11 protein-coding genes, 3 tRNA genes and 1 pseudogene are annotated in these 12,773 nt (G+C 64.8%); 4 read left to right on the top strand and 11 right to left on the bottom strand.

The window, feature by feature from the left end; genetic code table 11:
• Positions 1-22 precede the first annotated feature (22 nt).
• The 10 genes and pseudogenes from BLQ28_RS10315 to folC all read right to left on the bottom strand — a co-directional run bounded on the left by BLQ28_RS10315 (position 23) and on the right by folC (position 8,931).
• A complete protein-coding gene (locus BLQ28_RS10315) occupies positions 23-925 on the bottom strand; it encodes an alpha/beta hydrolase (RefSeq protein ID WP_371126607.1) in 903 nt (300 codons plus the stop codon).
• Positions 926-1,653: 728 nt separating this feature from the next.
• Positions 1,654-1,730 (bottom strand) — tRNA-Asp (locus tag BLQ28_RS10310).
• A gap of 69 nt (positions 1,731-1,799) precedes the next feature.
• A tRNA-Glu gene (locus BLQ28_RS10305) sits at positions 1,800-1,875 on the bottom strand.
• Between the two features lie 54 nt (positions 1,876-1,929).
• Positions 1,930-2,005: transfer RNA gene (locus BLQ28_RS10300), tRNA-Ala, on the bottom strand.
• Positions 2,006-2,041: 36 nt separating this feature from the next.
• On the bottom strand, positions 2,042-3,430 hold the full coding sequence (gene gltX / locus BLQ28_RS10295) for a glutamate--tRNA ligase (protein ID WP_093238827.1): 1,389 nt from the start codon (positions 3,428-3,430) through the stop codon (positions 2,042-2,044).
• Between the two features lie 10 nt (positions 3,431-3,440).
• Positions 3,441-4,661 (bottom strand): O-succinylhomoserine sulfhydrylase, encoded by a 1,221-nt coding sequence (locus BLQ28_RS10290; RefSeq protein WP_093238825.1) that lies wholly within the window; start codon positions 4,659-4,661, stop codon positions 3,441-3,443.
• 8 nt (positions 4,662-4,669) lie between these two features.
• A pseudogene (gene purF / locus BLQ28_RS10285) lies at positions 4,670-6,172 on the bottom strand (amidophosphoribosyltransferase).
• A gap of 13 nt (positions 6,173-6,185) precedes the next feature.
• Positions 6,186-6,671 (bottom strand): CvpA family protein, encoded by a 486-nt coding sequence (locus tag BLQ28_RS10280; RefSeq protein ID WP_093238824.1) that lies wholly within the window; start codon positions 6,669-6,671, stop codon positions 6,186-6,188.
• A gap of 18 nt (positions 6,672-6,689) precedes the next feature.
• Positions 6,690-7,562, bottom strand: a complete 873-nt coding sequence (locus BLQ28_RS10275) for an SPOR domain-containing protein (protein WP_093238822.1) — start codon at positions 7,560-7,562, stop codon at positions 6,690-6,692.
• Between the two features lie 61 nt (positions 7,563-7,623).
• Positions 7,624-8,931, bottom strand: a complete 1,308-nt coding sequence (folC, locus tag BLQ28_RS10270) for a bifunctional tetrahydrofolate synthase/dihydrofolate synthase (protein ID WP_093238821.1) — start codon at positions 8,929-8,931, stop codon at positions 7,624-7,626.
• A gap of 36 nt (positions 8,932-8,967) precedes the next feature.
• Here folC and BLQ28_RS10265 point away from each other — a divergent pair, with 36 nt between their 5' ends.
• From BLQ28_RS10265 to argG, 4 genes are all read left to right on the top strand, one after another.
• On the top strand, positions 8,968-9,321 hold the full coding sequence (locus BLQ28_RS10265) for an ArsC family reductase (protein WP_093239444.1): 354 nt from the start codon (positions 8,968-8,970) through the stop codon (positions 9,319-9,321).
• Positions 9,322-9,379: 58 nt separating this feature from the next.
• Positions 9,380-9,994 (top strand): hypothetical protein, encoded by a 615-nt coding sequence (locus BLQ28_RS10260; RefSeq protein WP_093238819.1) that lies wholly within the window; start codon positions 9,380-9,382, stop codon positions 9,992-9,994.
• A gap of 114 nt (positions 9,995-10,108) precedes the next feature.
• Positions 10,109-10,435 carry a pyrimidine/purine nucleoside phosphorylase gene (locus BLQ28_RS10255; RefSeq protein ID WP_093238818.1) on the top strand — a complete coding sequence of 109 codons (327 nt, stop codon included), beginning with the start codon at positions 10,109-10,111 and terminating at the stop codon, positions 10,433-10,435.
• Between the two features lie 13 nt (positions 10,436-10,448).
• Entirely contained in the window at positions 10,449-11,789 is a 1,341-nt protein-coding gene (gene argG, locus BLQ28_RS10250) for an argininosuccinate synthase (RefSeq protein ID WP_093238817.1), read from the top strand.
• Between the two features lie 118 nt (positions 11,790-11,907).
• Here the strand turns inward: argG and BLQ28_RS10245 are convergent, their stop codons facing one another.
• Positions 11,908-12,765, bottom strand: a complete 858-nt coding sequence (locus BLQ28_RS10245) for a glycine-rich domain-containing protein (RefSeq protein WP_093238816.1) — start codon at positions 12,763-12,765, stop codon at positions 11,908-11,910.
• Positions 12,766-12,773 lie beyond the last annotated feature (8 nt).

Here is a 12,773-nt window from a genome sequence, read left to right as displayed (position 1 = left end):
CGCCGGGCAGCGGTCGCAGCCATCACTTGGCGGCGACGGACACCTTGGCGGCGGCCTGTTCGATCAATGCGGCAACGGCCTTGGGATTCGATACATAGACGGCGTGGCTGCCAGGTGTTTCCGCGACGGTGGCACCCGCGCGCTTGGACATGCTTCGCTGGGCCGGCGGCGGGATCATCCTGTCGTTCTTGGCCACGAGGTACCAGCTCGGCTTCGACTTCCACGCCGGCTCGCCGACCGCTCCGCCCAGGGCAGCAACGCCCCATGGCACCTGCGAGTTGGCCATGAAGATGGCCGTTTCGCGCTTCACATCTGCTGCGAATGAGTCGGCGAACTTGGTCTTGTCGAGCAACAGGAAGCCATCTTGCGGCGGAAGAATCGGCGGCACCGGCGCGCCGGGCACCGGGTTCTTGATCAACGACTCGACCGACTCGCCCTTGTCGGGCGCGAACGCGGCGATGTAGACAAGACCCGCCACCTTCTCGTCGTTGCCTGCCTCGGTGATGACTGCGCCGCCATACGAGTGGCCGACGAGAACGACCGGGCCCTGCTGGGCAGCGATCGCGCGCTTGGTGACTGCGACATCGTCGGCCAAAGAGATCGTCGGGTTCTGGACGACGGTGACCGCGTAGCCGTCCTTCGTCAGGATCTTGTGGACACCTTCCCAGCCGGACCCGTCGACGAAACCACCGTGCACGAGAACGATGCCCGGCTTTGCCGGCGCCGCGGCTGCACCCACGGCGATGGCTGCTGCGCCGATAGCGACAGTGAAGAGCTTTGCGAACTTGAGCATTGACATTTGCAACTCCTGAATGCGCGCTCCGGCGCGCTGGTTGAACGAGTGCGTTGAAGGTGATGCCACTGAAAGCCGCACACGAAACTCTCGCGGCGATGTTACTTTATTTATAAAATGTTTAAGTGTCAACTATTTATTTGTGAATGCATTTTCTTCAACCGATGGCGGCTGGCTCGCCTTGTCGCGAAAAGAGTCTTCGGAGGAAGCTGATAGAGATGGCCCGCATGGATTTGTCGGGAGTGGAGTCAATGCGATGCTGTACACGTACAGGGCTCTCGACATCGCGGGCCATGTATTGGCCTTGGACGTTCGAGCCCGTTGCACCACCGCAGATCACAGCGCGGCCGTGAACACCGAATCAACGCATCCCGTGTTTCGCTCGGGACAAAAGATGGCCTGCTGGCGCTGTCATCACACATGACAACAGATGTCGTCGACGATGCGTTTGATGAAATCCACTTCGAACATCGGAAGCCCGAGCAGTCAACGGATGAAACTCGGCGTCAACAACACGGCCCGCCGATAGACAAGCGCGGATAGATGGCGATGCTCAACAGCTAGCGGAGCGGGGACGACGAACAAACGGGAATTGGCTTGCCAGAAGCCCAGCCGCCAGGATCACCAACTGAAGAGTCGTAGCCCAAAGATGGGTCGAGACGATGGTGATGTGATGAACGCGGTGATGCACGCCTTCGAGCACACGATTCGGTAGATCTACAACCGCCTACCTGCTGAGCTGCATTCCGAACCCTGGAATCTTGCTTGTGCGAGTACTCTTGCGTGCTGGGTGCCCGAAGTTCCGGTGAGCCAGAAAGTGAAAAACCCTTGCAACTCATTGAGCTGCAAGGGTTTCTGACTGGCGGAGTGGACGGGACTCGAACCCGCGACCCCCGGCGTGACAGGCCGGTATTCTAACCAACTGAACTACCACTCCTGGTAGACAACGTTCACTCCTTGCGGAGCCGAGTGTTGACAACTCGTGCCTGCTTCACTTGCGTGAAACTGGCGACCCTACGGGGATTCGAACCCCGGTAGCCACCGTGAAAGGGTGGTGTCCTAGGCCTCTAGACGATAGGGTCAAAACCTTAGGAACCGTGCTGCGATCAGCACTTCTTCTCTTCTCGACACTTTAATGGTGGAGGTAAACGGGATCGAACCGATGACCTCTTGCATGCCATGCAAGCGCTCTCCCAGCTGAGCTATACCCCCGTGTGGGTGTCGAGCCTCAAATTATAGCCCGAAATTTCAGGCCTTTTTCAATCTCTCGATAACTTTTTCGCGGGAAAAAATTTCGAGGACTGCATCGAGGGACGGTGTCTGCGATGTTCCCATCACAAGCACTCGTACTGGCATCGCTAACACTGGCATTTTCAGCGCGTGTGTCGCGAGTACTTCCTTGATGATAACTGCGATTGAGGGTCGATCCCAGGTCACCGTCATCAATTTTTCTGCGAGCGTCGCGATCGCGGGCTTCACTGCATCGGTGATGTGCTGCGCGCGATCGGCTTCGCTCACATCGATGTCCGCATAGAACGCCGCAGCCCAGTCGGCGAGTGCCACCGTGGTCTCGCAACGGTCCTTGAAGAGCGTGCAGATTGCCGGCAACCGATCGTCTGCAACGATGCCGCGCTTTTGCAACTGCGCTGCGACAAGGGGCGCGAGCTCATCACCGGTCTTCGCCTTGATGTACTGCGCGTTGACCCACGCCAGCTTTGCCGCATCCCACTGTGCAGGGCTCTTCGACAGGTGCGAGCCGTCGAACCAGCTCACCATCTGGTCGCGCGTGAACAGCTCGTCGTCGCCGTGGCTCCAGCCGAGGCGCGCGAGATAGTTGAGCATCGCTTCGGGCAGGTAGCCGTTCTCTTCATACGCAGTAACGCTCACTGCGCCACGGCGCTTGGAAAGCTTCTGTCCGTCGTCGCCAAGAATCACGGGCACATGGCCGAACTGCGGCAGCGGCGCACCAAGCGCGCGGAAGATGTTGATCTGCCACGGCGTGTTGTTGATGTGCTCGTCACCACGGAACACGTGCGTGATGTTCATGTCCCAGTCGTCGACCACCACCGCGAAGTTGTAGGTCGGCACACCATCGGGGCGCAGGATGATGAGGTCGTCGATCTCGCGGTTGTTGATGGTGATCTCGCCCTTGACGAGGTCGTTCCACGTCACATCGCCTTCGGGCGGATTGCAAAAGCGCACCACCGGCGGCACGCCTTCCGGCACGGGCGGCAGCACCTTGCCCGGCGCCGGACGCCAGCGACGGTCATAGAGCGTCTTCTCACCGCGTGCACGTTGCGCTTCGCGCATCTCGTCGAGCTCGGCGGGCGTGCAGTAGCAGTGGTAGGCCGTGCCGGCCGCAAGCATCTGCGCGATGACTTCGCGGTAGCGCTCCAGGCGCTGCATCTGGTAGATCGGGCCCTCGTCGTAGTCGAGGCCGAGCCAATGCATCGAGGCAAGGATCTGGTCGGTCGAGTCTTGCGTGGAGCGCGCCACGTCGGTGTCTTCGATGCGCAGGACGAACTCGCCACCATGGTGGCGTGCATAGGCCCACGAATAGAGCGCCGTGCGGGCCGTGCCCAGGTGAAGAAAGCCGGTGGGAGACGGTGCGATGCGGGTGCGAACTTTGCCGGTCATGAAAATCGATTCAGGAAATCAGTGTGCTCAGGCCGCGCTGCAGGTCGGCCGTGATGTCGTCTGCGTACTCGAGGCCGACCGCCAGGCGGATCAGGCCCTGCCCGATGCCGGCAGCCTGGCGCTGCACTTCGGTCAGCCGTCCGTGCGAGGTCGTGCCGGGGTGCGTGATGATGGTTTTGGTGTCGCCGAGGTTGGTGGCGATGCTCACCACGCGCGTGCTGTTGATCACGTGGAACGCATTGGCGCGCGCCGTCTCCGGATCGTTGCCGACCACATCGAAAGACACCACCGCCCCGCCCTGCCCCGACTGCTGGCGCATCGCAAGCTCGTGCTGCGGATGCGACGCAAGGCCGGGGTAGTACACGCGGGCAATGCCGGGCTGCGCTTCGAGCCACTTCGCCACGGCCAGTGCGTTCGCGCACTGGGCCTGCATGCGGATGCCCAGCGTCTCCATGCCCTTGAGCACGACCCACGCATTGAACGGCGACAGCGCCATGCCGGCGGTGCGAACCACCGGGCCGAACACGTCGACGATGAGCTTCGACGGCCCGCAGATCGCACCAGCCATCACACGGCCCTGGCCGTCGAGGTACTTGGTGCCTGAATGGATGACGAGGTCGGCGCCGAGCTCGACGGGACGCTGCAGCGCGGGCGTGCAGAAGCAGTTGTCGACCGCCAGCAGCGCGCCTGCACCATGCGCCAGATCGGCCAGCGCCCGGATGTCGCACACGTCGGTCAGCGGATTGGTCGGCGTTTCTGCAAACAGCAGCTTGGTGTTGGGCTTGAGGGCCGCGCGCCATTCCGCCACGTCGGTCTGCGAGACAAAAGTGGTCTCGACGCCGAACTTGGCGAACTCCTTGCCGAACAGGTTCAGCGTGGAGCCGAACACCGAGCGCGAGCAGATCACATGGTCGCCGGCCTTGAGGAGGCCCATGCACATCATGAGGATCGCGCCCATGCCGGTGGAGGCGCCAATGGCGGCCTCGGTGCCTTCGAGTGCCGCAAGGCGCTGCTCGAAGCTGGCTACCGTGGGGTTAGAGGTGCGCGAGTAGGTAAAGCCCGCCTCGGTGCCGGCAAAACGGCGCGCGGCGGTCTCGGCGTCGGGCTGCACGAAGCCGCTCGTGAGGAAGAGCGCCTCGGAGTGCTCGCCGTGCTGGCTTGGTGCCAGCCCCGAACGCACTGCGAGCGTGTCGCGGTGCAGTCCGGGCGGCAGGGTTCGTTCGTCAGTCAATTCAGCTCTCACTCACTCGGGTTGGGGAGCGCCAGGCGCGAGGAATCTTCTTCGGTCTCTTCGACGCGAGGACGGTTGCCGTTCATGCGCGAGATGGCATCGGTGTCGATGTCGCCGGTCACGTAGACGCCATCGAAGCAGGAGGCGTCGAAGCCAGTGAGCTTCGGGTTGAGCGAACCGATGGCGCGCTTCATTGCGTCGACATCCTGGTAGATCAGCGCGTCGCAGCCGATCAGCTCGCGGATTTCTTCGATGGTGCGGTCGTGCGCTACCAGTTCGTCCTTGGTCGGCATGTCGATGCCGTAGACGTTGGGGTAGCGCACCGGCGGCGCAGCGCTGGCCAGGTAGACCTTGCGGGCGCCGGCGTCGCGGGCCATCTGAACGATCTCGCGGCTGGTGGTGCCACGCACGATGGAGTCGTCGACCAGCAGCACATTGCGGCCCTTGAACTCGCTCGCGATCACGTTGAGCTTCTGGCGCACCGACTTCTTGCGAACGCCCTGCCCCGGCATGATGAAGGTGCGGCCCACGTAGCGGTTCTTCACGAAGCCTTCGCGGTACGGCACGCCCAGCAGGTGCGCCAGTTGCGTGGCGCTCGTCCGGCTCTATTCGTGAATCGGGATGATCACGTCGATCTGGTTCGGCGGCACGGTGGACACCACACGCTTGGCCAGCGTTTCGCCAAGGTTCAGGCGCGCCTGGTAGACCGAGATGCCGTCGAGCACCGAGTCAGGCCGTGCCAGATAGACGAATTCGAAGATGCAGGGGTTGAGCGTCGGCGACTCGGCGCACTGCATCGAGTGGACCTTGCCTTCCAGGTCGACGAACACCGCTTCACCCGGATCGATGTTGCGTTCGAACACGTGGCCCGAGCCTTCGAGCGCGACCGATTCGCTGGCCACCATCACGGTGCCATCGGCGCCGCGGCCCATGGACAGCGGGCGGATGCCGTAGGGGTCGCGGAAGGCGAGCAGGCCATGGCCGGCAATCAGCGCGACCACGGCATAGGAGCCGCGCAGGCGCTTGTGCATGTTCTTGACCGCGGCGAACACTTCGGCCGGATGCAGCGGCACGCCGCGCGACGAGCGCTCCAGTTCGTGCGCCAGCACGTTGAGCAGCACTTCGGAGTCGCTCTCGGTGTTGGTGTGGCGGTGATCGGTGGAGAACAGCTCCGCGCGCAGTGCATGCGCGTTGGTCAGGTTGCCGTTGTGCACGAGCACGATGCCGAACGGCGCGTTCACGTAGAAGGGCTGCGCCTCTTCTTCGCTGTACGCATTGCCCGCGGTCGGGTAGCGCACCTGGCCCAGGCCCACGTTGCCGGGCAGCGCGCGCATGTTGCGGGTGCGGAACACGTCGCGCACCATGCCCTTGGCCTTGTGCATGAAGAACTTGCGTTCGAGCAAGGTCACGATGCCGGCCGCATCTTGTCCGCGATGCTGCAGGAGCAGCAGCGCGTCATAGAGCAACTGGTTGACGGGTGCGTTGCTGACAACGCCGACGATTCCACACATGAAACGATTCCTCTCAGGGCAGGTAGCTTGCCAACTTTTCAGGCAATGAGGGTTTCAGGCCCTGCAATGCCGCATCGAGAACAATGGCGCTGCGCGATTCATGCCACCAGGCACTGTCGCTCAACACCAGCAAATGAACAACGACCGCCAGCACGAGCAGGGCCACCGCACCCCGTGCCGCTCCGAACGCTGCTCCCAAAATCCGGTCGACGGGCCGCAGCCCCACGACAGTGATCAGCTTGCGCGTGAGCGAGGCCACCAGGCCCACGCCGAACGCCACCCCCACGAACACCAGCACGAAGGCCAGCGGATAACGCCATGTGGCATCGTGTACGCCGAACGGCAGCCACGCGGCCACATCGGATGCCAGCCACTGGGCGGCGATGAATGCGGCCACCCAGCCGATCAGGGAAATCACTTCGAACACCAGTCCGCGCATCAGGCCGAGCAGCATCGACACCCCGATGAGCGCGACGGCGATCCAGTCGAGCAAGGCCACGGCGACAGGCGATAGCGCTTACAAGGTGAGGATCGCAGCCGACAAAGACAAGCCCTTGACGCGCTCGGCGGCCTTGTCGGCCTCGGCACGCGTGCCGAACGGACCGACACGCACACGCGTGCGCTCGCCATCGGCCGTTTTCGCCACGTTCACATAGGTCTTCAGGCCGGCCTTCTCGAGCTTCTGGCGCACTTCGCGCGCCTTGTCGGCATCGGCGAACGCACCGACCTGGACCACGAAGCGGCCTGCGCCGTCATCGGCGGCGGCTGGCTTGGGCGTTGCGGGCGCCGCGGCGATGGGCTTGCCTTCGAGCAGCGCGCGGGCACGGGCGCCATCGTCCACGGCGGCCGGCTTGGGCGTTGCGGGCTTGGGTTCCGGCTTCGGCTTGGGCTCTGGCTTGGGTTCCGGCTTGTGTTCGGGCTTCGGCTCCGGTTTGGGCTCGGGCTTCGGTTCAGGCTTGGGATCGGGCTTGCGTTCGACGGGCGCCGCAGGCGGGGCGCTGGTCACGGGCTTGCCGGGGTCGATCTCGGTGCCATCGGCCGTCTCGGTGATCATGCCGCCGGCCGACGATGCGGCCGCGACGCGCGAACCGCCGTCGGACACGGCAGGTGCGCTGCTGGTGGCGGGTGCCGGCGTGGCGGGCACGGGCAGCGGCTTGACCTTGTTGCGATCGGGAATCTCGATCGGGATGTCGACCGACACGGGGCGCGGCTGTGTATCGAACAGCAACGGAAAACCGATCACACCCAGCAGCACCAGCACCGCGGCACCAAGCAGCCGATGGCGCGCACGACGACGCATGGTTTCGACACTTTCCGCGGGTACTGCAGCCGGGGCGCTGCGTCCTTCGTTGCCTTGCTGGCCGCGCGTGCGGAACTTGAAAAACGCCATGAAGTTCGATCCCTGAAGGAGTGCAGCGAGGTGGTGCCAGATGGTGTGGACAGCCTGACGATCAGCCGCCTGGCAGCAGGTGTTTGGCTTGCAGCCGGGGGGTGCCGTTTTCGAGCACGCCACCCACGGTGAAGAACGATCCGAAGACGACGATTCTATCAGCGGGGTCTGCGTGCTCGATGGCTGCGCGCAACGCTTCCATCGGCCCCGAATGCACGGTGGCCGACGCATCGGTGCGCGTGTTCTGCGCCTGCCATGCGGCCAGCAGATCGGCGGCCTTCGCGGCGCGCGGCGTGGGCAGATCGGTGAAGTACCAGCGATCGATCAGCGGGCCGATGCGGGCCAGGATCGGGGCGAGGTCCTTGTCGGCCATCACGCCGAACACGCCATGCGTCGTCGGGTAGAAGCCCATCGCGTCGAGGTTCTCGGCCAGCGCCGCGACGGCATGCGCGTTGTGCGCCACGTCGAGCACCAGCGCGGGCTCGCCCGGCACGATCTGGAAGCGCCCCGGCAACTCGACCATCGCGAGCCCGTTGCGCACGGCCTGCGCGGTGATCGGCAGTTGCGGCCGCAGGGCTTCGAGCGCCGCGAGCACACCCGCCGCGTTGATGAGCTGGTTGGCACCGCGCAGCGCCGGGTAGGCCAGTCCGCTGTAGCGCCGGCCACGGCCCGACCAGCCCCACTGCTGCTTGTCGCCCGACACGTTGAAATCGGTGCCGAAGCGCCACAGGTCGGCGCCGATGGCGTTCGCATGATCGATCACGCTCTGCGGCGGCATCGGGTCGCTCACGATGGCCGGCTTGCCGGCGCGCATGATGCCGGCCTTCTCGAAGCCGATGCTCTCGCGGTCGGGCCCGAGGTATTCCATGTGGTCGAGGTCGATGCTGGTGATGACCGCGCAATCGGTGTCGATGATGTTGACCGCGTCGAGCCGGCCGCCGAGGCCGACTTCGAGGATCGCCACGTCGGGCTTTTCCTCGATCATGCAATGCAGGATGCCCAGCGTGGTGAACTCGAAGTAGGTCAGGCTCATGTCGCCACGCGCCTTTTCGACCGCTTCGAAGCTTGCTATCAGTTTGGAAGCATCGACGGCTTCGCCCTTGAGCCGCAGCCGCTCTTCGAAGCGCACGAGGTGCGGCGAGGTGAACACCGCGGTGCGGTAGCCCGCATGCGTCAGGATCGATTCGAGCATGGCACAGGTCGAGCCCTTGCCATTGGTGCCCGCCACGGTGATGACGGGGCAGCCGAAGCGCAGGCCGAGGCGCTCGGCCATCTCCTTGGCGCGTTCGAGCCCGAGTTCGATGTTCTTGGGGTGGAGTTGCTCGGCGCGCGCGAGCCAGTGGTCAAGGGTTTCCATGGAGGCCGGCATTGTCGCCGACCCGCCGGCCGGGGCATCATGGCGGCCATGACAACCCTATACGGCATTCCGAACTGCGACACCGTCAAGCGCGCCCGCGCCTGGCTCGATGAACATGGCGTGGCCTACACCTTCCACGATTTCAAGAAACAGGGCGTACCCGAAGCCGAGCTCGACCAATGGCTGAAGAAGCCCGGCTGGGAGGCCCTGGTCAACCGCAAGGGCACCACCTGGCGCAAGCTGGACGAGACCACCCGCGAGGCCGTGATCGATGCCGCCTCCGCCCGCCCGGTGCTGCTGGCCAACCCCAGCCTGATCAAGCGCCCCGTGGTCGATTGGGGCCCGAAAAAGCCTGTTACCACCGGATTCGACGCCGAGGCATGGGTTGTCAACGCCGTGTAAAACCTGGAACCCGTCCTGGGGCCCGGCGTCCAACCGTCCTCTGCAGGAGAGACACACCATGAAAAAAATCGCTTTTCGCACCCTCGCCGGCCTTTCCGTGGCCGGCGCGCTGGCGGCGGGCACCGGCCTCGTGCATGCCCAACAGCAGCAGGGCCAGGTGGTCCAGGCCCGGGTGATCTCGGCGACCCCGATCCGCGAATCGACCGGCAGCGACGTCAGCTACAACGTCACCTACGAATACAACGGCCGGCAATACACCACCCGCATGAACAGCCGGCCCGGCGCGACCATTCCGATCCAAGCCAGCAGCTACGGCGTGACGACATCGCCAGTGGCGCCCCAATCGCAGGTGCAGACCTACCCGGTCGAGGCCAACAACGGCGCCAACTACGCGCAGTCCGGCGGCTCGCCTTGGGACAACGTCGTGCCCGAGCCGGGCGTGGTGGTCGGCGCCGGCGGCCCGCCGCCGGTCTATGCCCAACCGGTGCCGGTTTACCCGGCGCCTGTCTACGTCGATCCCGGCTATGCCTATGGCTACCCCTACGTTTATCCGCCCGTCGGCATTTCGCTGAACCTGGGCTATTCGCGTGGCTGGGGCGGCGGCTACTACCGCGGTTACCGCGGCTATGGCTATCGCGGCTACGGCGGTTTCCACGGCGGCTGGCACCGCTGAGTGGCGGGGGCCTGTCGAGCCCCTAAAATCGAGGACTTTTCCAACCCTTGACGGGTGCGCCGCCGGTGCGGTGCGTCCTCGATCAGCCGACCGCCCAGGCGCCGGCGCCACCCAATGACGACGATTACCGACACACTCAACAGCGCCGCAGTGGCCACCAAGGCCAATGTGTATTTCGACGGCAAGTGCGTGAGCCACAACCTCACGTTCGCGGACGGCACGAAAAAATCGGTCGGCGTGATCCTCCCCTCCACCCTCACCTTCAACACCGGCGCGCCTGAAATCATGGAAGGCGCGGCCGGCAGCTGCGAATACCTGCTCGCGGGCGCCACCGAATGGGTCGCCTCCGGCCCCGGCCAGAAATTCAGCGTGCCGGGCAATTCGAGCTTCCAGATCCGGGTGACCGGCGAGCCCTACAGCTACATCTGCCACTTCGGCTGAACCGGAACCCGACATGTCGACCATTCTCCAAAACGTTCCCGCCGGCCAGAAGGTCGGCATTGCCTTTTCCGGCGGCCTGGACACCAGCGCGGCACTCCACTGGATGCGCAACAAGGGCGCCATTCCCTACGCCTACACCGCCAACCTCGGCCAACCCGACGAGCCCGACTACGACGAGATTCCCCGCAAGGCGATGCTCTACGGCGCTGAAAACGCCCGCCTGATCGACTGCCGCGCGCAACTGGCCAACGAAGGCATCGCCGCACTGCAGGCCGGCGCCTTCCACGTGACCACCGCGGGCGTGACCTACTTCAACACCACGCCGCTGGGCCGCGCGGTGACCGGCACCATGCTCGTGTCGGCCATGAAGGAAGACGACGTCCACATCTGGGGCGACGGCAGCACCTACAAGGGCAACGACATCGAGCGCTTCTACCGCTACGGCCTGCTGACCAACCCCAACCTGAAGATCTACAAGCCCTGGCTCGACCAGGTCTTCATCGACGAACTGGGCGGCCGCGCCGAAATGTCGGCGTTCATGCAGAAGGCCGGCTTCGCCTACAAGATGTCGGCCGAGAAGGCCTACTCGACCGACTCCAACATGCTCGGCGCCACGCACGAGGCCAAAGACCTCGAGCACCTGAACAGCGGCATGCAGATCGTGCAGCCCATCATGGGCGTGGCGTTCTGGAAGGACGAAGTCGAAGTCAAGCGCGAGACCGTCACCGTCCGCTTCGAAGAAGGCGTGCCGGTCGCACTGAACGGCGTGACCTTCCCGGGCATGGTCGAGCTGATCCTCGAAGCCAACCGCATCGGCGGCCGCCACGGCCTGGGCATGAGCGACCAGATCGAGAACCGCATCATCGAAGCCAAGAGCCGCGGCATCTACGAAGCCCCGGGCCTGGCGCTGCTGTTCATCGCCTACGAGCGCCTCGTGACCGGCATCCACAACGAAGACACGATCGAGCAGTACCGCGACAGCGGCCGCCGCCTCGGCCGCCTGCTGTACCAGGGCCGCTGGTTCGACCCGCAGGCCATCATGCTGCGCGAGACGGCACAACGCTGGGTGGCGCGTGCCATCACCGGCGAAGTGACGGTCGAGCTGCGCCGCGGCAACGACTACTCGATCATGAACACCGAGTCGCCCAACCTCACCTACAAGCCCGAGCGCCTGAGCATGGAAAAGGTCGAGGGCGCGTTCACGCCGCTGGACCGCATCGGCCAACTGACGATGCGCAACCTCGACATCGTCGACACGCGCGAGAAGCTGGCGATCTACACCCGCACCGGCCTGCTGTCGTCGAGCGAAGGCGCGTCGCTGCCGAAGCTGGCCAACGACGGGCAGGACAGCTGATCCGATCCGCCTGATCCGATCCGACTGCTGAAACAACAACGGGCCCCTCGGGGCCCGTTTTGCTTTGTCGCGGATGGACACGATGGGTCGGAAGCATCGGCCCCGGTCAGTCAATCAGTCAGTCGCCTCCGCCACCACCACAGCCGCCTCCGCAACCGCTGCCCCCGCCACAGCCGGAATCGCCACCACTCGCACCCCCACCGTCGCTGGAGCCGCCGTCACCGGAGCTGCTGCCCGACTCGCTGCCGCCGAAGCCGCCGGCATCGCCCGAGCTGCCGCCGTCGGACGACGAGTCGCCGAAGCTCGTGCCGCACTGGGCGTCCGAGCCGATGTAGCGCTCCACCGCCCGGCAGTCGGGCACATAGTGAAAGCCGCCGTCGATGGCGAACTTGACGTCCAGCGCGAACAGCAGCGGCAGCCGCGCCGGGTTGCGCGGATCGATGCTCTCTTCCTTGCAGGCCCAGTACCAGGTGCGGCGCAGGCCGTCGTTGCGCTTGGGGTCGCGCCCCAGCACCTCGGCGGGGCTGTGATGCAGCATGCCGCCAAAGGCCGCCTTGCACCAGTTCTGGTAGCCCTGCGTGTGCAGGATGAACTCGTGCCATGCGGTGTCGACCACCCTCGAGGGCATGGCGACGAACTTGCGGTCGCTGCGCAGATGGGACATGAAGAACTGGCGCAGCCCGCGCAGCACCAGTTCGGCGTCGCGACGGCTCAATTGCGGATGGGCCTCGCGCAGCTTGCCGATGAGGAACGGCGGCAATCGCGCCTCGCGGATGAACTGGCGTCGCAGGCTGGTCTCGAGGAACTTGAGCACCGCCGAGAACAGCAACGCCACCACGATCACGGCCACGATCGAGCCCACGCGGTGCGAGCCCCAAAACACAGCCAGCAGCGCAATGAGCGGCACCGCACGCCGGGCCCACATCAGGGCCGCGATGCGGCGCCGGAAATTCAGATGCAGGAAGTCGAGATCCATGTGCCGGC

It is taken from the genome of Variovorax sp. EL159, assembly GCF_900100965.1.
Taxonomy (GTDB): domain Bacteria; phylum Pseudomonadota; class Gammaproteobacteria; order Burkholderiales; family Burkholderiaceae_C; genus Variovorax.
Note: the sequence above shows the minus strand (reverse complement) of the source record. Positions and strands in the feature narration are given on the sequence as shown.